At 51.2% G+C, this 20,665-nt stretch carries 15 protein-coding genes; all 15 read left to right on the top strand.

Annotation, left to right across the window (positions count from 1 at the left end; genetic code table 11):
• Positions 1–112 precede the first annotated feature (112 nt).
• The 15 genes from hemB to ACGG9R_RS05770 all read left to right on the top strand — a co-directional run bounded on the left by hemB (position 113) and on the right by ACGG9R_RS05770 (position 20,501).
• A complete protein-coding gene (gene hemB, locus ACGG9R_RS05840) occupies positions 113–1,099 on the top strand; it encodes a porphobilinogen synthase (protein WP_022106470.1) in 987 nt (328 codons plus the stop codon).
• A complete protein-coding gene (gene hemL / locus ACGG9R_RS05835) occupies positions 1,096–2,394 on the top strand; it encodes a glutamate-1-semialdehyde 2,1-aminomutase (protein WP_390152634.1) in 1,299 nt (432 codons plus the stop codon). Before hemB ends, hemL begins: the two co-directional genes overlap by 4 nt.
• Positions 2,395–2,669: 275 nt before the next feature.
• A complete protein-coding gene (locus ACGG9R_RS05830) occupies positions 2,670–3,953 on the top strand; it encodes a metallophosphoesterase (protein ID WP_390152631.1) in 1,284 nt (427 codons plus the stop codon).
• A gap of 136 nt (positions 3,954–4,089) precedes the next feature.
• Complete coding sequence (locus tag ACGG9R_RS05825) at positions 4,090–6,171, top strand: ATP-dependent helicase (protein WP_390152628.1); 2,082 nt, start codon at positions 4,090–4,092, stop codon at positions 6,169–6,171.
• 314 nt (positions 6,172–6,485) lie between these two features.
• Complete coding sequence (locus ACGG9R_RS05820) at positions 6,486–7,493, top strand: FecCD family ABC transporter permease (protein ID WP_390152624.1); 1,008 nt, start codon at positions 6,486–6,488, stop codon at positions 7,491–7,493.
• On the top strand, positions 7,490–8,281 hold the full coding sequence (locus ACGG9R_RS05815) for an ABC transporter ATP-binding protein (RefSeq protein ID WP_390152621.1): 792 nt from the start codon (positions 7,490–7,492) through the stop codon (positions 8,279–8,281). The genes ACGG9R_RS05820 and ACGG9R_RS05815 overlap by 4 nt, the downstream gene beginning before the upstream one ends.
• A gap of 263 nt (positions 8,282–8,544) precedes the next feature.
• Positions 8,545–11,157, top strand: coding sequence for an alanine--tRNA ligase (gene alaS / locus ACGG9R_RS05810; protein WP_390152618.1), 2,613 nt, complete (start codon positions 8,545–8,547; stop codon positions 11,155–11,157).
• 258 nt (positions 11,158–11,415) lie between these two features.
• Positions 11,416–11,682: an IreB family regulatory phosphoprotein gene (locus ACGG9R_RS05805; RefSeq protein WP_390152615.1), complete on the top strand. Its 267-nt coding sequence runs from the start codon at positions 11,416–11,418 to the stop codon at positions 11,680–11,682.
• Between the two features lies 1 nt (position 11,683).
• The gene (ruvX, locus tag ACGG9R_RS05800; protein ID WP_390155101.1) at positions 11,684–12,112 is read left to right on the top strand and encodes a Holliday junction resolvase RuvX; all 429 of its coding nucleotides are present in this window, start codon (positions 11,684–11,686) and stop codon (positions 12,110–12,112) included.
• Positions 12,113–12,116: 4 nt separating this feature from the next.
• On the top strand, positions 12,117–12,380 hold the full coding sequence (locus ACGG9R_RS05795; protein WP_390152612.1) for a DUF1292 domain-containing protein: 264 nt from the start codon (positions 12,117–12,119) through the stop codon (positions 12,378–12,380).
• A gap of 337 nt (positions 12,381–12,717) precedes the next feature.
• Entirely contained in the window at positions 12,718–13,221 is a 504-nt protein-coding gene (locus ACGG9R_RS05790; protein ID WP_390152609.1) for a cob(I)yrinic acid a,c-diamide adenosyltransferase, read from the top strand.
• A 321-nt stretch (positions 13,222–13,542) separates the two neighbouring features.
• On the top strand, positions 13,543–15,954 hold the full coding sequence (locus ACGG9R_RS05785; RefSeq protein ID WP_390152606.1) for a DUF3656 domain-containing protein: 2,412 nt from the start codon (positions 13,543–13,545) through the stop codon (positions 15,952–15,954).
• Entirely contained in the window at positions 15,955–18,306 is a 2,352-nt protein-coding gene (locus ACGG9R_RS05780) for an endonuclease MutS2 (protein WP_390152603.1), read from the top strand.
• 214 nt (positions 18,307–18,520) lie between these two features.
• A complete protein-coding gene (locus ACGG9R_RS05775; RefSeq protein WP_390152600.1) occupies positions 18,521–19,120 on the top strand; it encodes a xanthine phosphoribosyltransferase in 600 nt (199 codons plus the stop codon).
• A gap of 67 nt (positions 19,121–19,187) precedes the next feature.
• Complete coding sequence (locus ACGG9R_RS05770) at positions 19,188–20,501, top strand: uracil-xanthine permease family protein (protein WP_390152597.1); 1,314 nt, start codon at positions 19,188–19,190, stop codon at positions 20,499–20,501.
• Positions 20,502–20,665: the final 164 nt, after the last annotated feature.

Raw genomic sequence — 20,665 nt, 5'->3', positions numbered from 1 at the left:
CAGAGCTTCAAACAGAATCAAAGGGGCTCTCCCGATAACCTTGCACCCTGCGTATCATTTTTCGCCTGTGGAAGCAGACGGTATATCACTTATTCAAAGGAGTCTGACAATCATGAAACTCAATACTCTTCGCCCTCGTCGTTTAAGAAGAACGGCTGCCATTCGCAGCATGGTCAGAGAAAACTCTCTGGAACTGAATGATTTCGTCTACCCGATCTTTGTCGTACCGGGCACGAATGTGAAGGAGGAAATCCCGAGTATGCCGGGGCAGTACCATCTCTCCGTTGACAATGCGGTCAAGATGGCAGAAGAAGTATATAAGCTCGGTATCCCGGCGGTAGAGATCTTTGGCCTGCCGGAATACAAAGATGACAAGGGATCCTCCGCCTGGGATATGACGAGCCCCGTGCAGCGTGCCATTCGTGCCATCAAAGAAGCCGTACCGGATCTGGTCATCGTGGGGGATGTCTGCCTTTGCCAGTATACGACAAGCGGGCACTGCGGGCAGCTGAAAGGCCATGAAGTCGATAACGACCCGACACTGGAGCTTTTGGCGAAAGTCGCACTTTCTCAGGCAGAATGCGGCGCCGACATCATCGCACCGTCCGATATGATGGACGGCCGTATCGCAAAGATCCGTGAGACACTCGATGCGAATGACCTCGCGCAGGTATCCATCATGTCGTATGCCGTGAAATATGCATCCGGCTACTATGGTCCATTCCGCGATGCGGCTGACTCTGCACCGCAGTTTGGCGACAGAAGAGGATACCAGATGGATCCGGCAAACAGCCGCGAAGCGATGAAGGAAGTGGATCTCGACATGGAAGAGGGCGCTGACATCATCATGGTGAAGCCGGCTCTCGCTTACCTCGATATTGTCCGTCAGGTGCGCGACCGCATTGACCGTCCGGTGGCCTGCTACAATGTATCCGGTGAATACGCCATGGTCAAAGCGGCTGCTGCCAAGGGCTGGATCGATGAAAAGAGGATCGTTATGGAGTCCCTGCTCTCGATGAAACGCGCCGGAAGCGATATCATCATTTCCTATCATGCGCCTGATGTAGCGAAATGGATGAAGGAGGAAGCAGGGAAATGATCGATCTCACGAAATCCAAAGCTGCGTTTGAAGAAGCGCGGAAATTCATGCCCGGCGGGGTCAATAGTCCTGTCCGTTCCTACCCGCACATGGGCTGCCCGCCGCCCTTCATTGCGTCGGCGAAAGGTTCTCATATCACAGATATCGATGGAAATACCTATATTGATTACGTCGGCTCCTGGGGACCGATGGTCCTCGGACACGCACATCCATCTGTTATTGCTGCCATTCAGAAAGCAGCTGAGCGAAGCACCTCTTACGGTGCGCCGACACCGATGGAGACAGAAATCGCTGAGCTGATTCACGAAGTCTATCCTTCCATCGAAAAACTCCGTATGGTGAACTCCGGTACCGAAGCGACGATGAGCGCACTTCGTGCAGCGAGAGGCTATACCGGCCGTGATAAGATCTTGAAATTTGAAGGCTGCTACCATGGACACGGCGACAGCCTTCTCGTCAAGGCGGGTTCCGGCGCAGCGACCTTTGGCAGTCCGGACAGTGCGGGTGTCACGAAAGGCACCGCAAAGGATACCCTCGTTTCCCCTTATAATGACATCGATGCGTTCAAAAAGCTGATGGATGAAGAGGGGGATGAGATCGCTGCTGTCATTGTTGAGCCGGTCGCAGGCAATATGTGCTGCGTGCCTCCGGTCAAGGGTTTCCTTGAAACGCTCCGAGCAGAGACTGAAAAGCATGGCACTGTCCTCATTTTTGATGAAGTCATGTGTGGCTTCCGTACCTCTTTCCACGGGGCGCAGGCGCGCTACCATATCAGCCCGGATATGACCTGCCTCGGCAAGATCATCGGCGGCGGCCTCCCGGCAGCGGCTTACGGCGGAAAGAGAGAGATCATGAACTGCATCGCTCCGGATGGCTCTGTCTATCAGGCAGGCACCCTTTCCGGAAATCCGCTCGCTGTTACAGCCGGGATCGAAACGCTGAAGCAGATGATGGCGATCCCGCATTTTGATGAGATCCTTGAAAAGAAAACCGCCTCTCTGCTTGAGGGCTGGAAAGAGGCGGCTGACAAAGCGGGCGTCCCGCTCATCTGCCACCAGTCCGGCTCCATGTTTGGCATTTTCTTCTCTGAAAAAGAAGTACTGAACTACCCAGATGCCTGTGAGGCGAATGCTTCGCAGTTCAAAGCCTGGTTCCTCTCTATGCTCGATCAGCATATTTATCTGGCTCCGTCTCCTTTCGAGACACTCTTCATGTCCTATTTTCATAGCGACGAAGATATCGAAAAGACAATTAAGGCTGCCAAAACAGCTATGGAAGCAGCAGCCAAAGCGTAGAGCCGCTGGCTCCGATCTTTTTACATACCGTCCTGCCTTTTATACGGCAGGGCGGTTTTTGTATGCGCCCAGTCGCCCTGCTGCCATCAGAAATGGGAACCATGGACATTTTGACATACGATCCGCATTTCTTTTGATGGCATGGAGGTGGCTCCCCCATGCTCCTTGCGCATAGGTATGGATAAAAGACAGGTATTTGCGATGAAGAGCGATTCTCTTTATACTAAAGTAAAAACAGGGAAACACGGATACCTGAAGGAAGGAACTATAAAACTATGACATACTGGAAAATATGCTTTGGAGCAGTACTCGCGCTTTCGGCGCTGGCAGTCTCTGCCTGCGGGGCAAGCACGGGAAAGGGAGCCTCTTCCTCTTCTTCTTCGGTGATTCAGACGATGCAGCCGCAGGCTTTGCGCCAGATCGTGGCAGCGGATAATACCAAAGAGCGCACGATCATGTGGCAGCTCAAGACAGAGAAAGACTGCACGCTGGAGTATCGCATGAAAGGGAGCGATAGGATCTCCTCAGAGAAAGCCACGTCGAAATCATACAAAGGGAATAACGGTATCTCTGATAGCTATCTCTACACGGTGCGTCTCACGAATCTGACCAAGGGCACAGACTACGAATATCGCACGCGCACAGGGGACACGGTCAGCGAGTGGTATCCGCTGAAGACCGACGACGGCAAATCTTTCAAGGCGGTCGTTGTCTCTGATTCACAGAGCTCGGACTATGCGGATTGGGAGAAGTTATTCAAAGGCGCGATGGCACGGAACCAGGACGCGGATTTCTTCGTCGATCTTGGGGACATGGTAGATAATGGCGAGGATGAGTACCAGTGGCAGACCTGGCTGAAATCGGTTGAGCCCACCATTTCGGATATTCCGCTCGTGCCGGCGCTCGGAAATCACGAGGCGTATACGCTCGACTGGAAGATGATGCTCCCGGAGCGCTATACATCACATTTCAACGTGCCTCAGAATGGAGACAGCGCGCTTCCGAATCACTACTACTCTTTCGACTGGGGCGATGTTCATTTCACGGTACTCGATACATCGCTCTATGAAGAAAAGGAATGGATACCGGATCTCTACGAAAAAGAAAAGGTCTGGGCGAAAAAGGATATCCTGCAATCTAAAAAGAAGTGGAAAGTGGTCCTGATGCACAAGGATCCTTTCCAGTACAGCTTCGCCGATCCCTCGCGGCCGATGCGTCAGGAGGGCTTCTCTGAAGAAGGGCAGACCTTCATGCCGATCTTCGATGAGACAGGCGTGGATCTGGTACTCTCCGCACATCTTCATACCTATCGTGATCGCGGTCATGTATATGATTTTAAGAGAAATCCAGAGGGGCCGGCGTATGTGATCCTTGGACTTTCCGGCAATGTTCGTTATCCGGGACTTTGGAAAGAGCATGCTCTCGATGAATATACGGCACCGCAGCCGGAAACAGACAATTATGTGGTACTTGAGGCCAGCGAGGATGCGCTCATACTGACAGGCTATCTCCCTGACGGCAGTGAGCTCCATCGGACGGAAGTCAGAAAAAGTGAATAAAGAAACGCGGATGACATAGGAAAAGGATGTCATCCGCGTTTCTTTATGGCGGTCAAAGGAGAGATCCCTGTCGTTAGTCCACCGCTCCTCCTATATGTTACAATAGAGAAAACCATTCGCAGGGAGGAAGAGAACGATGCAGGATGTACTAGCAGGGCTCAATGAGCGGCAGAAAGAAGCTGTGACGACGACAGAGGGTGTGGTGCGTGTGATCGCAGGTGCAGGGAGCGGAAAGACGCGCGCTTTGACGCATCGATTCGCATACCTTGTGAATGAGCTCGGCATCCTTCCCGGTCATATTCTCTGTGCAACATTTACGAATAAAGCCGCGCGGGAAATGGCGATGCGTATCCATCAGCTGACGGGAGATGAAGATACGGGCTATATTTCCACCTTCCACTCCTTCTGCGTGTCAGTCCTGCAGGAGGACAGCTATGCTGTGTCGTATCCGAAAAGCTTTCTGGTGATCGACAATGCAGATATTGATGATATGCTCTCGATGGTGTATGAGGAAATGGAGCTGACACTGCGTGATATGCCTTTTTCCAAAGCGCGTGACATGATCGAGATGAAGAAGTGCGTCTTTGAGCCAGAGTACTATCGGGATATGATCGCGATGCCGATCTCCACACTCTACGAAAAATACCACAAGGCGAGCAATGTAGAGGACATCATTTTCTACGGATACCTTTATCAGGAGAAAAAATGCTTTGCCCTCGACTACAATGACCTCATCAAGTTCACGCTTTATATTTTTGAAGAGCAAGAAGACATATGTCGGAAGTGGCAGTCACGTCTCGAGTACATCATGGTGGACGAGTTTCAGGATATCGACCCGCTCCAGTACGAGCTGATGCGTGTGCTGGCTGGCTATCATAAGAATCTTTTCGTCGTGGGTGATTCGGACCAGACGATTTACACCTGGCGAGGGGCGAATATTCGCTTTCTTTTGGACTTTGACAAGCATTTCCCCGACGTGAAGACGATCATAATGAATGACAACTACCGATCGACGCCGGAAATCCTTGCAGCGGCCAATTCACTGATTTCAAAGAATCAGAATCGCATGAGGAAGGATCTCATCGCTCATCAGCCGAGTGGTCAGAAGGTGACCTGCTTCCATCTGAAAACAGCAGAGGATGAAGCCCGAAGGATCTGCGAAGAAATACACATGCTTCATGACCATCACATTCCCTACAAGGACATGACGCTTCTTTATCGGGCTCACTACGTGACAAGGAATCTTGAGGAAGCACTCCTCAAAGAAAAGATCCCCTATACCATGTACAGCGGGACGCAGTTTTTCTCGCGGATGGAGATCAAGGATGCCCTCTGCTATCTTCGTATGCTTGTATACAAGGATGATATGGCTTTCAGGCGCATCGTGAATGTCCCGAAACGAAACATGGGCCCTAAGCGCATGCAGTTTTTGGAAACGATTGCCCGGCAGCAGGGGATCACTCTCTATGAAGCACTCACATCGCACATGGACGATCCGATCTTCAAAGGGACAAGGGCTTCTGATTTCGTTGAACTCATCGAAACCTTTTCCAAAGATAGGGAAGGGAAGCCCGTTTCGGAGATCCTTTCTGCTTTACTGGATGAGAGCGGTTATGAGGAAATGATGCGTACCGTGGGGAGCCAGGAGCGTCTGGATAATCTTGCGGAACTCAAGCAGTCCGTCTTCGAGTATGAAATGACCGCCGGCGAAGAGACGGGCATCGCTGACTATCTCGCACATGCAGCCCTTTTCTCCAATCTGGACACATCGCCTTCAGAGGACAAGGTGAAGCTCATGACCATTCATACGGCGAAAGGGCTGGAATTTCCCTACGTCTTTCTCTGCGGTATGAATGAAGGCATTTTTCCATCAAGGAAGACGCGCACCCGTCAGGCGATGGAAGAAGAGCGTCGGCTCGCTTTTGTTGCTCTGACTCGCGCTGAGAAAGGGCTCTACCTCTCCGAGGCGGGCGGATGGGGGCTCGATGGTGCGCCCCGCTATCCGTCCCGATTCGTTTTCGATATCGATCCGGACACTCTTTTTTATGATCCGCCGCTGACAGACGAATACAAAGCAGAAAGTCTCTCCTATATCGAGCGCATGGAAGAAGGCCTGCGTGAGGATGCGTCTTCCGGGATTCGATTCAAGGCAGGTGATCGCATCCGCCATCGCGTCTTTGGCGAAGGCACTGTGGAAGAGGTACAGGAAGCCGAATAGTCCTATACCATTCATTTTGATGGCATGATGACCGCAAGAAAGATCGCCTTTCGCGTGAAGATGGAAAAGATGAGGTAAGGCCCCTCGTTCTCCGTTTGCAGAGAGCGTGATATGCCGTATGCGGGTGACAGGGGAGCCTTTTAAAGAAGGCCGATGCAGGGACGGATATAGTTTTGCACAAGGGCTTTTATACAAGGCGCTGTCATAAACTTTCCTGTTGGATTAAAAATACTTTGAAATTTGAAAAAAGAGGAGACAATCGTGGTATAATGAAAAATAGTGAGTCTTATCATATAGTTCTATGAGGAGGAAGGATGAGTAAAAAAGGCGAATATGAGACAGGGAAGAGCAAGGCGCTGCGCGTAGCGATCATTGGCTGCTTTGCCGTATTCACTGTCTTTGCCATGATCGCAAGTCTTCTTTTCGGATCGGCAGATATTTCCTTTGGGGTGATCCTGCATACGCTTATGGGAAATGTCCAGACGACAGATGAGATGGTCATCTGGAATATCCGATTCCCGCGAAATATCGTAGGGGCGCTGGTCGGGGCCAATCTCGCCGTATCGGGAGCGATCCTGCAGGCGGTGATGAAGAACCCGCTGGCGGATCCAGGCATCGTGGGTGTTTCTTCCGGCGCAGGTCTTGCCGGGGTCATTATGCTGATTTTCATGCCGGAGGCATCGCTTCTGCTGACGCCAGTGGCTTTCATCGGCGCGATGCTTTCCGCAGCGGCGGTGTATGCTCTTGCGTGGAAGAATGGTATCCGGCCTAGCCGTATCATTCTGGCAGGTGTTGCCGTCAGTGCATTTCTCGGGAGTGGGATTTCGGCGCTGCTCGTCTTCTACTCGGATAAAGTACAGGGGGCGCTTCTCTGGATGGTCGGTGGTCTTTCCGCACGCAGCTGGCCGCAGGTTGAGTCTCTTTTCCCGTACACGATCTTAGGGCTTGTCTTTGCCATCTGCGGATGCAAGGCACTCACCATCCTCTCTCTTGGCGATGAGACGGCGCGCGGGCTTGGCCTTCCTGTCGAGAAAGTCCGCTTCACCATGACAGCCGTAGCAGCGCTTCTTGCCGCAGGTGCGGTCAGCATCGCGGGACTTATCGGTTTTGTCGGTCTTGTTGTGCCGCATATTGTCCGTTTGATCGTCGGGACGGACTACAAGTATGTCGTACCCGGTTCAGCTATCCTGGGGGCGGGGGTACTCGTCTTCTGTGATACGCTCGGACGTGTCCTCTTCTCACCGATAGAGATCCCTGCGGGCATCATCATGGCCTTTCTTGGTGCTCCATTTTTCCTGTATCTGTTAAGGAGGAGCGCATGATGGGTGATATTGCAATTCGAATTTCTGACATTCATGTGACCTTCGGCGATCATAAAGTACTGAAAGGGGCGAGCGGCCTCATCAGAAAGGGCAGCATCGTTACCTTCCTTGGACGGAATGGCTGCGGGAAATCGACGCTTCTGAAGGCAGTGACGGGAAATCTCAAGCCGGATAAAGGGAGCGTGGAAATCGCGGGTAAACCCCTGGGTGCCTACAAAGCGGATGAACTCTCACGCGTCGTTGCCTTCCTGCCGCAGTTTCATGAGATCCCGAAAGATATGACAGCGGAGGAGCTCGTTTCCTGCGGACGCTATCCGTACCAGCACTGGTGGTCGGGAGTCTCCACGCATGACAGAGAAGTCGTGGAAGAGGTCATGAGAAAGACGAATACGCTTCATCTGAAAGATCGCCTGGCAGCGAGCCTTTCCGGCGGTGAACGACAGCGCGTGTGGATCGCGATGGCACTCGCACAGGAGCCGAAGATCCTCATCCTGGATGAACCGACTACGTATCTGGATATCTGTCACCAGCTTGAAGTCATGGAGCTTGTTTCAAAGCTGAACCATGAAGAGAATTTGACCGTCGTCATGGTCTTACATGAAATCAATCAGGCTATCCGCTATTCGACAGACCTTCTCGTCCTTGAAAATGGCGTCATCGAACGTTCGGGACCACCGATGGAGGTCATGACTCATGAAGCTATCGCGGAAGTCTTTGATGTCGATGCGGACATAGAGATGAGAAAAGGTCGTCCGAGTATCGCCATCAACGGACTGCTTCAGAAATAAGGAATACGAAAGCCGCAGCAAGACTGCGGTTTTTTGCTTGGCTTGGGGTTGACCCGTTGTGCGGGCAGCGCCCTTGATCCCGTTCGAATCTTATCCCTGCAGGCCGGTCATCCTGCGTTCCTGCTTCCGGGTTCATCGTGTTTTGCGGCGCACCACTTTTGCAGGACCCGCAGAACCCGTGGTCCCTCTTAAAAAAATTTGCATGCCTTGCCCAAGTCAAGTATAATGTAGAAATACTTTAAGAATCACTAAGGGGGTTTATCATGAAAGGCAATGACATTCGCGAAAATTATCTTTCGTTTTTTGAAAATAAAAAAGACCATCTGAGACTGAAGAGTTTCTCCTTGATTCCAAAGGATGACCCCAGCCTTCTCTTGATCGGTGCCGGCATGGCGCCACTGAAGCCGTACTTCACCGGCAAAGTAGAACCACCGAAACACAGAGTGACGACCAGCCAGAAATGTATCCGTACCGGAGATATTGAAAACGTAGGCCGTACCGCACGCCATCATACTTTCTTCGAAATGCTGGGGAATTTCTCCTTTGGCGATTATTTCAAGAAGGAAGCGATTTCTTGGGCATGGGAATTCCTGACCGAAGTCCTGAAGCTCGATCAGTCCCGCCTCTACGTCACCATTTATCCCGATGACAATGAAGCGCATGACTACTGGCACAAAATGATCGGCCTGCCGGAAAACCATATCTATCCGCTTTCCGATAACTTCTGGGAAATCGGGGAAGGCCCATGCGGCCCAGACTCTGAAATTTTCTTTGATCAGGGCGAAGAATTCGGCACGGATCCGGAAAACCAGATGGGGGGAGACGGAGATCGTTTCCTTGAGATCTGGAACCTTGTATTCTCCCAGTACGACCGCCAGAAGGATGGTTCCTACCTGCCGCTTGCCAAGAAGAACATCGATACCGGTGCAGGTCTGGAACGTCTGGCTGCCGTTCTTCAGAAGAAAAAGAATAACTTTGAAACCGACCTGTTTTTCCCGATCATTGAAGAAGCTTCGAAGCTTTCCGGCGTATCCTATGGACAGAGTGCCGAGGGTGATGTGGCACTGAAGGTCATTTCTGACCATGCGCGTGCTATCACGAATATGATCGCTGACGGCATCCTTCCGTCGAATGAAGGCAGAGGCTATGTCCTCCGCCGTGTACTGCGCCGTGCCGTTCGTTTTGGCAAGCTTCTGGGCATTCAGGATGCCTTCATGGGTCAGATGATTGATGTCGTCATTCAGATGATGAAGCCGGCCTATCCGGAACTCGTTGATAAGCAGGCTTTCATTAAGAAAGTCGCCGGCGTCGAAGAAGAACGCTTCCATACCACGCTGAATGCAGGCTGTGACCTGCTTTCTGAAATGTTGGAAGATACGAAGAAAAAGCAGCAGACCATTCTTTCCGGTGATCAGGTTTTCAAACTTTATGATACCTATGGCTTCCCATGGGAACTGACCAATGAGATTGCCAAGGAACAGGGCCTCACCATCGATGAGAAAGGCTTCGAAGCGGCCATGGCTGAACAGAAGGAAAGAGCAAGAGCTGCGCGTGCGAAAGTTTCTGCGAAAGTCGCTACACCGGATACCACAAAACTCGATGCAAAAGAGCTCACCACGGAAGACAAAGATGGCGAAACGAAGCTGCTCCTTCTTGGTCAGGATGGCAAAGAGATCGTCTCTGCAGCAGACGGCACCGAAGTCACTGTAGTCCTCAAGAATAACCCGTTCCATGCAGAAGGCGGCGGACAGATCGGGGATTCCGGCACCATCGTTGGCGAAGAGGGTACCATTCAGGTCGAAGACACGAAGAAGTTGCCAGATGGTATCGTCTATGTCATCGGTACCGTTTCTGAAGGCATCATCCGTGAAGGGGAAACGGTCACTGTCACAGTTGACCGCGTCAGAAGAGAAGACATTGCGAGAAACCATACAGGCACACACATGCTTCAGGCAGCACTTCGCCGCGTACTTGGCGATCAGGTGAATCAGGCCGGTTCTCTCGTTCTTCCTGACCGTCTGCGCTTCGACTTCACATGGCCAGAACCGCTTTCTGAGAAGCAGCTCGCTGCCGTTGAACAGATCGTTAATGAGGAGATCCTCAAAGCGACACCTGTCGATATCCGTGAAATGCCGATCGAAGAAGCGAAGAAATCCGGTGCTATGGCGCTCTTTGGTGAAAAATATGGTGACGTTGTCCGTGTTGTCAGCATTCCCGGCTACAGCAAGGAGCTCTGCGGCGGCAGTCATGTAAAGAATGTCGGAGAGATCGGTTCCTTCCGTCTGCTTTCCGAAGGCGGCATCGGCTCTGGTATTCGACGTATCGAAGCTGTCACGGGGAAAGCCTCCTATGAAGACATGAAGAAGGACAGAGCACTTCTCCGCGAGGCAGCGGCTCTCTTGAAAGGTAAACCGGAACAGCTGGCTGAAAAGATCGAAAAGACGCTGGCACAAATGAAAGATCTGGAGCGTGAACTCGACAGCCTGAAACAGCAGCAGGCCAAGAATGAACTGGGTGATCTGATGAAAGATGTGCAGGAAAAGAATGGCGTACCGTTCTTTGGCGCTATCGTTCATGCAGGTAATATGGATGAGCTCAGAAAGGCAGCTGACGTAGCGAAAGCTAAGCTCTCTGGCGGTTGTTTCCTGCTCGGTGCAGTTTGCGGTGACAAAGTGAACCTCGTCGGTATGGCTTCTCCGGAAGCCATCAAGGCAGGTGTCCATATGGGCAAAGTCATTTCCAAAGCTGCTAAAATCTGCTGTGGTGGTGGTGGCGGCGGCAAGCCGGCTGTCGCACAGGCAGGCGGCAAGGATCCGTCCAAGATCAATGAATCTATCGCTGAAGGTGTGAAAGCTATCGCAGAAATGATCCAATAAAGGAATCAGATTTGAAGGAGTTCCTTTGGGTCTTATAGCCAAAGTGGATTTATCAGGTCCAGAAGGCTCACAGGATTCAATGAGAGGCACTACGCAAAAATAAGGAGGGTCTCGTAGAACTGCAAGAGCGAGGATACGGCATCCGTCCAAGGTTGGAGAACACGGCATCCCATCGAATCTTGAGAACCATTGAAACCTGCTGCACCTGTTTTTCCGTTCCCTTTTCTCGTGGACTGAACTATCAAAGGAGGTATACCCATGTCAGTTTCTGATGAAACGATTTTATTCAATACGAATGTCGATGAAGGCGAGAATCGCCAGGCTGCCATGATCCTGCAGGAGGTGTACAGTGCTTTGAAAGAAGCCGGACACAATCCGACCGTGCAGCTGGTGGGATACCTGGTTTCCGGCGAACCGACCTATATCACCAGCCGTCATGACGCAAGACGTCTGATCTCCGGCATCGAAAGAGATGAACTGGTGGAAGAACTGGTCCGTTTCTATGTCAAGCACAAAGGACTTTGATATGCGGATCATGAGTCTTGATGTAGGATCCCAGACCATCGGCGTCGCGGTGAGTGATCTTTTCGGCTGGACGGCACAGGGACTGGAAACCATCCGTCATACGACGAGGGAAAAAGATTTTGAACGGCTTCGTCAGCTGACGGATGAATACAAGGTCGAAGAATTTGTCCTTGGCATGCCGCTTAATATGAATGGTACGAAAGGCATGCGTGCTGAGCGGACAGAGGAATTCGCTGCTGAGCTTGCGGCTGCTTTCCCCGATATTCCTTATTACTTCTGGGATGAACGTTTGACGACGGTGATGGCGCAGAAACAGCTCATCGCCGCAGATGTCAGCCGAAAGAAGCGTAAAAAAGTCATCGATAAAATGGCCGCCGTGGTGATCCTGGAGGGCTATCTCCAGCACCTGGCTTTTAAAAACAGAGGATAAGCCCATGGCAGAGAAAAAAGAAGAAGCGATCATTATCACCATTACCGGTCCGGATGGTGATGAAAGAGATTATGCACAGGACGTGGTCATTCCTTTTCAGGGAAAAGAATTCGCCGTCCTGGTCTCCATTCCGACATCAGAAGATGATGAAGAAGAGCCGGATATCATTCTGGCACGTATCGATACCGATGAAAATGGAGAAGCTGAATACGTCCCTCCGACGGATGATGAATATGATGCAGTCGCAGATATCTATGATGCGATGTGAGAAACACTACAAAAGAGCAGCTGATGTGTCAGCTGCTCTTTTTATTAAGATGTGCTAAGGAAACGCTGATTAAATCGCAGAGTCGAATTTCATATGGATTTTTATACATAGCTTCGTCATCATCCTCCTTAAATAGCTCGCTATTCGCGTCAGATGATTCCTTGCTCTGTATAAAAATCCAAGAATGAAATCTGACAACGATTTAATCAGTGTTTTCCTAAGGAAACTTTGATGTCGCATTTTCTGAACCTTGAACCCTTCTCCGGCATGCGATATAATGGAATCAGGAAAGCCTATATTTTCATAATTCTCTCATTTAATAATAAGGAGGATTCAAATGGCAAAGGTATATACAAGAACGGGTGACAAGGGCAAGACCTCTCTCTACACAGGAGAACGCGTATCGAAAGGCTGTCAGCGTGTAGAAACCTATGGCACCATTGATGAAGTGGATTCTGTGCTGGGCGAGGCGCGTGCTTTTGCGACCCATGATAATGTCAAGGAAACGATCTATGCGCTGCAGAAAGAACTGTGGCTTTTGATGGCGGATGTAGCGAGCGTCGGCAAAGAAGCAAACATTACGCCGGATCATGTGACGAAGCTGGAACAGATCATCGATACCTATACGGATGAGCTGGCACCACTTGATCATTTCCTGGTGCCGGGGGATACCCAGAGCGCCAGCTTCCTTGATGTGGCGCGTACTGTTGTTCGCCGTGCAGAACGTGACATGTGGCGTCTTTCCGAAGAGGAAGAGGTGCATGAAGTGGATATCCGCTACCTGAATCGTCTGTCTGACCTTTGCTTCACTCTTGCCCGTTACGAAGCTGAAGTCAAATAAGAGATAAGTGACCGGAATGGTGGAACCGCCAAGCGACATTTTCTCGTTTGGCGGTTTTTGCATGTGGGTGGACAGGGGATTGGGGATCAGGATGGTTCTTCGCTTTCAGGCTTATCATTGAAACTATCCGGCTGGTAGTATACAATAAGACGAGTTTATTCATGGGGAGAGCGTCGGGGTGAAGCGCTCTCAGCAGAAATGCTGTGCCCCTCGCAAAACCACTTTTCTGGGGGAAGAGAGTACGATGAGACGTGCGATCCCTCATCCACAATTTCTAATCATCAGTCACTAGTTACCATTCGTTTTCAAAGGAGAAATATCATGGAACTTTTAGCACCAGCCGGATCTCCGGCACATCTTATCGCTGCGCTCGATGCAGGAGCAGATGCTGTGTATCTTGGTGGGAAACGCTTCAGCGCGCGAAAATTTGCGGGCAATTTCTCTGATGAGGAGATGAAAGAGGCCGTCCGTATGGCGCATGGAAAAGGCGTCTCGGTGTATGTGACACTGAATACATTGATCGGCGATATGGAGAATAAGGCTCTCGCAGAGTATCTTCAGTTTTTAGGGACGATCCCAATTGACGGACTACTGGTGCAGGATTTCGGTGTCGTTTCCATGGTCAGGAAGATCGCTCCACACATTCCGCTCCATGCCAGCACACAGATGACTGTGTCAAATCTGGACGGCGTTCGTTTTCTGGGGGATCATGGATTCCAGCGTGTGGTGCTTTCGCGCGAGCTATCTCTGGCGGAAATCAAGGAAATCACCGACCAAACGAATGTGGAGATCGAAGTTTTTGTTCATGGCGCGCTCTGTGTGTGTTACTCGGGGCAGTGTCTCATGAGCAGTTTCATCGGCGGGCGCAGTGGAAACCGTGGTTCCTGCGCGCAGCCCTGCCGCATGCCCTATGAGCTGGTGGATGATGCGGGCCGTCCTCTCGCGCAGGAGAAGGGAAAGTACATCCTAAGCCTCAAGGATATGATGGGGCTTCCTCGGATCCCCGACCTCTTGGCCGCCCATGTGTCCTCTCTCAAGGTGGAAGGCCGCATGAAGAGTGCAGAGTACGTCTATAATACCGTATCAGCGTATAGAAAAGCGATCGATGCAGCGAAGCAGCATCTTCTGATCGATACCGAGCCGTTGAAGCTCGATCTGGAAGAGGAATTTAACCGCGGCTATACGACGGCATATCCGGATGATACCGCAGGACCGTCTATGATCACGGAGTACGCGCCAGGAAATCACGGCGTCGAGGCAGGACGTGTGGAAAGCATCGGGCGCGCCGCCTTTGTTTTTAAATCAGAGGCAGATAGGCGTCTTGTGGATGTGACGGGTATTTCCTATGCGACAGAAGAAAAAACAATCGCCTTTATTCCTGTAGAACGGCTGTCTCCTCTGAAAAAGGGGAAATATCGCGCTCTTTTCGAAAAACGCCCTCTCGCGCATGCACATGTCTACTGGAATGTGAAAATACCGAAGAAGTCACTTGCAATGAAGGATCTGGAGGGGAAGATCCCGCTCTATCTCTCCCTGTCGGCGACTCCCGGGGAAGCGCTGTCTTTGACCGCTGCCGATGATAAGGGGCATGCGGTGACGGTTCTGTCCGATGTTCTCATGGAAAAAGCTAAAGCCCGTGTGACGAGTGCGGAAGAGATCATAAAGCAGATGGGCCGACTTGGCAATACATGGTTCACGCTTGCAGACATATCGGTATCCAATGAGGGATGCATGGTGCCGAAAAGTATTCTGAACCATCTGCGGCAGGAGGCGGTAGAGTCCCTTTGGAAAAAGCGCATAGAGGCACATGAGGCTGGCATTCCGCGCTCACTCCCTGCCTCGATGACGCCTGCTTTTTCGAGGGTTCCTTCTGAGGAGGGGACACATGTGACGGTCCGGACGACGCTTCTTTCTCATGTGAAAGAGGCGCTGGAGGCCGGTGTACGTCAGGTGATTTTTGGCGGAGAATCCTTCTCGCATAGGCCGATTCCATGGAAAGACTATGAGGAGGCGGTGCGTCTTTGCCACGAGGCGGGGGCAGAGATCCTCTTCCCCACACCGCGCGTGGTACGAGAAAAATATCAGGCCAGAGCGCAGGCGCAGCTGCGAAAGCTTTTGACGCTCCTTCCCGATGGCGTGGTGCTGGAATATGCCGGAGCCATCGAATGGGTAAAGGGGGAGGAAAGCCTCGCTGTCTGGGCGGGACCGTCCATGAATATTTTCAATAGAGAAGCTGAAAAAGAAATCGAAAGGCTCGGCTTTTCAGGTTGCTTCCTTTCACAGGAGCTGACGATCCCGCAGATCCGTCATATTGCGAAAGGATCGGATATACCGCTCGGGGCCTATGTGTATGGACGGACGGAGATGATGATTTCCGAGTACTGCGCGATCAATGCGGTGATGGGAGATAAGGACAAAAAGCACTGCCCTATGTATTGCATGCGGGGGCGCTTCGCCCTGAAGGATGGGGAAGGACGCCGTTTCCCTATCCATACCGATGAATGGTGCCATATGCATATCGCCAACTGCCATGTCCTTGATATGCGTCCGTACTTTGATGAATTGAAAAAAGCAGGCCTTTCTGCGTTGACACTGGACGTTCGCGGGAATGAAGGAAGCATCCTCTCGCTTTGTAAGGATGCCTGTGATATACTATGCGGCCGGAAAGAGGCCCCCGGAGCAGGCAGGGGAGACGATGTCACCCGTGGTCACTTCTTTAGAGGAGTTTTATAAATGAAACAAGATGTACTGGAAACACTGGAGTTCGACAAGATCCGCGAAAAGCTCGCAGAGCTCGCCCCCTCGCAGCTTTCCAAAGCTATGGCACGGACGCTCATGCCGTCCGTAGAGCCGGAGATCATAGAGAAAAAGCTCACGGAAACAGAAGAAGCATCGATTCTTCTAGAGCGCGAGATCACGACCCCTTTGGGGGAGACGCATGACATCACCGAGACACTGGAAAAAGCTGGGAAAGACATGATCCTGATGGCGAAGGAATTCATTGATCTCGCCGCAACGCTCGAAACGTATAAGAAGATGCATCACTATTTCGAAGGCGAGCGTCATCTGGTCTATCCCGCGCTCGAAGAGCTTGCTTCGCTCATCATCCCGCAGGAACAGCTGATTGCAAGGATCCATCAGGTCTTCGATGAGCATGGCGAGGTCAGTGACCGCGCCTCCCCGCGTCTTTCCCGCATCCGCACGGAAAAAGAAATGATCAAGAATCGTATCCGCAAGACGATCCAGCAGATCATCCAGGATAAGGATCAGTCATCCTATTTTCAGGATGCCATCGTGACGCAGAGAAATGGTCGCTATGTCGTACCGGTCAAGGAAGAATACCGGTATAAATTTGAAGGGATCGTGCATGACAGATCATCCACCGGGCAGACGCTTTTTATGGAGCCGATGGTCTCAGTGCGCCTGAATAACGACCTCGCGGAACTCACGGCTTCGGAAAAGCAGGAAGTACAGGAAATCCTCCGCGCACTTACCGAGCAGGTGAAGAAGACACGGGAAGTCACGAAGAACAACTGTCACCTTGCGACCGAGCTGGAGTTTATTTTTGCGCGTGCGAAATTGGCACTCTCTATGCAGGGAGTAAAAGCCATCCACTCCGCTCATGCGCTCGACCTTCGCCGTGCTCGTCACCCGCTTATTCCTGCGGATAAGGTGGTGCCGATATCTTTGACGCTGGGAATGGATTTCCAGATCCTCATCATTACAGGATCGAATGCGGGCGGCAAAACCATTGCGATCAAAACAGCGGGGCTTCTATCGCTCATGAATCAGTCCGGTCTCTTTATTCCGGCGGCTGAGGGCTCGATGCTTCCGATTTATAAAAATATCTATGCCATTATCGGTGACGAGCAGAGCATCCAGTACAATCTTTCGACCTTTTCTTCCTACATCACACAGCTCACGGCTTTTCTTTCTCATGTGGGGACAGAAGATCTGGTGCTTCTCGATGAACTGGGGTCAGGCACAGACCCTGTTGAAGGAGCCGCGCTTGCACAGTCCGTTACGGAGTATCTGCAGATGCAGGGAGTACCTGCTATCATTACGTCCCATTTCAGTGAAATGAAAAAACTCGCTTACGAGACGCGCGGCATCGAAAATGCATTTGTGGAGTTTGACGAAGAGACACTGACGCCGACTTACCACCTTATCATCGGCGTTGCGGGGAACAGCAATGCCTTCAGCATTTGCAAGCGGCTTGGCATGCCGCCCCTTGTCCTTTCTCGTGCCAGCCAGCTGAAAGAAGGCTCTCCGCTTCACAATATGGAAGAAGTCATGGCACGGCTGAACCGCCAGACGCGTGAAGTCGCGCATGAAAAAGAAGAGGTGGAAGCCCAGCTGAAGAAGGCTGAGGAACTGCGGAACGAACTTAGGACAGAGACGGATGCTTTCTATAAAAAGAAAGACCAGATCTTGGAGAAAACCAGACAAGAAGCGGAGACCATCAAAAGAGATCTTAGAAATCAGTCGGAAGCCATCATCAAAGATCTCAAGAAAAAGGCCTCAGCGATGGCGAAGGATGATCTCCAGCAGCATGTTTCTAAAGTGCGTGGTGCGATCGATGCCATGGCACTCCCCGGAAGAGAAAACCGAAGAAATCCGCTTCCCCAGGAGCAGATCAAAAAAGGCACCTATGTCTATATCGATACGCTGGACAGTGATGGTACCATCACCAAAGTGTCGGGGAATAAGATCACCATCGCCTGCGGTCTGATGCATGTCACCGTGACTCCGGAGCATTGCTTCGAGACGAAGAAACCGGTGAAGAAGGTCAGGAAGCCGGTCAGTCGTCCGTTCGCTGCCCGGGGTGCGGCGAGTGTTCGTACCGTTCATACCACACTCAATGTCATCGGGAAAACAGTCGATGAGGCTGTCCCTGAAGTAGATCGTTTTCTGAATGAATGTTTCATGGCAGGCGTTTCGCCGGTGCAGATTATTCATGGCAAAGGGACCGGCGCACTGCGTCAGGGGATCCAGGAGTATCTTCGTACGCTGAATTTCGTAAAGGAATTCCATGAAGCTGACTATAGAAATGGGGGCGCGGGCGTGACAGAGGTCTTCTTCTGACGGTAGACTGTAAGGCAAAGCGGATATGATTTTCTCTTCATGGAAGCGTCAACAAACATAAAAAAGGAGGAAGCCTACCCTTCATTTCTGATACCCCAAAAACGAGCCTCTCCGGCTCGTTTTTTGCGTTAAATTTTGCACTAGGTAAAGGAACGTGATAAAATAGGTAAAATATTTTTGTCAGCACGGTTCAGCTTGGCAGACCGTGAGTGAAATGAGGAGGAGTATCGTGGGCGAACTCAATTTACTGCAGAAGAAAATTATGAAAGACGGCGTCATCAAAGCGGGGAATGTACTCAAGGTCGACAGCTTTCTGAACCATCAGATCGATGTCCCTTTCATTAGTGAACTGGGGAAGGAGTTCAAGAAACTTTTTGGTGACCGCCAGGTGGATAAGATCCTGACCATCGAAGCGTCCGGTATCGGCATTGCCTGTCTCACTGCAGTATATTTCGGTGTTCCGGTCCTCTTTGCCAAAAAGTCGGCAGGCAGCAATATGGATAAGGATGTCTATGCGACCGAAGTGAAGTCCTTCACACATAATAAAGTGAATCATGTCGTAGCCTCCAAGAAATATCTGAATGCCGGTGAACACATCCTCATTATGGATGATTTTCTGGCAAACGGCTGCGCTGTGCAGGGGCTGATCGACCTTGTCAAACAGGCCGGCGGCATCGTAGAAGGTGTCGGTATCTGTATCGAGAAAGGATTTCAGGGCGGCGGTGATGAGCTCCGTGCTTCCGGCATTGATGTGAAATCGTTGGCTATTATCGAAAAGATGGATGCAGAAACAGGCACGATTACTTTTAGATAATGCGCAAAGATGCAAAGCAGTGAATTTATGTAGGGAGTCCAATAATTATTATAGTTAGGAGTGTATTGTGGAAAAAGATCCGATTTATGAAACCAATGGGAAAATCACAATCAGAAAAGCGGTTCCTTTCGGACTGCAGCATGTACTTGCCATGTTCGTGGCCAATATCGCGCCGATCCTCATCGTAGCCGGTGCTGTCAAAATGGATCCGGCGGAGTCGGCGGCACTCGTGCAGTCTGCGATGATCGTAGCCGGCATCGGCTCTCTTCTCCAGCTTTTCCCGATCTGGCGTTTTGGCAGCGGTCTGCCGATCATCATGGGGATCAGCTTCACCTTCGTTTCCGTGGCCTGCATCATCGGTACCAAGTATGGCTATGGTGCAGTCCTTGGTGCTGCGCTCATTGGCGGTATATTGGAAGGTATCCTTGGCCTTGGCGCCTCCTGGTGGAGGAAATTTATCCCGCCGATCGTGTCTGCGTCCGTCGTGACGGCCATCGGTTTCTCCCTGCTTCCCATCGGGGCAAATTCTTTTGGCGGCGGCTTTGGCAATCCAAATTTTGGCGCCCAGAATTACCTGATCGTCGGCACCATCACGCTTGTCGCCTGCCTTGCGTGGAATCTTAAAGCACACTCTTTCTATAAGCAGCTTTCCGTCCTCTTCGGGCTTGTCGTCGGCTATATCGCCGCGTACTGCTTCGGCATGGTCGATCTGTCTCGTCTGACGGAAGTCCCGCTCATTTCCCTTCCCGGGATCATGCCGATCTCGCTTGAATTCCATGGAGATGCCATTTTCTCCTTCTTCCTGATTTTCCTCGTCTCCGCAACAGAAACGCTGGGGGATACCAGTGCTCTTGCTATGATGGGGTATGGCCGCCAGGCGACGAGCCGTGAAGTTTCTGGCTCCATCGCGGTCGATGGCTTCGTAAGCTCACTGTCTTCCCTTTTCGGCTGCATGCCGATCACATCCTTCAGCCAGAATGTCGGTCTTGTCGCTATGACCAAGGTCGTAAACCGTAAGGCTATCGGATGCGGTGCGGCACTTATGATTTTGGCAGGCATTATCCCCGGCCTTGGCGTCATCCTGGCGTCCCTTCCGGATGCCGTTCTCGGCGGCTGCACGCTCATGATGTTCGGCTCTATCGTTGTTTCCGGTGTCCGTATGCTCGGAGAATGCGGTTACTCGCAGAGAAATATGAGCATCGCTGCCCTCTCTCTCAGCATTGGTCTCGGTTTCACACAGACCCCGCAGATTTTCCATATCTTCCCGGAACTCTTCCGCAGTGTTTTTGCGGAAAACTGTGTGGCTGTGGTCTTTGTTGTCGCTGTTATTCTGAACCTCGTATTCCCTAAAGAAGAAAAGAAAAATCTGATTGTAGAATGATCGAATTTAGAAAAGCCGCCCGGTCTTTGAGGCCAGGCGGCTTTTTGCGGGGGCGAAAGGCCCATTCGTACCTTCTCTGGTTCAACTTTTTTTCAAACGCACCCTTCTGTTTTACAGGTGTATTCTCATTTAAAATCAAACATAAAAAATGTTTAGATATACTA

It is taken from the genome of Dialister sp. i34-0019-2H8, from assembly GCF_042846925.1.
Classification (GTDB): Bacteria; Bacillota; Negativicutes; order Veillonellales; family Dialisteraceae; genus Dialister.
Note: the sequence above shows the minus strand (reverse complement) of the source record. Positions and strands in the feature narration are given on the sequence as shown.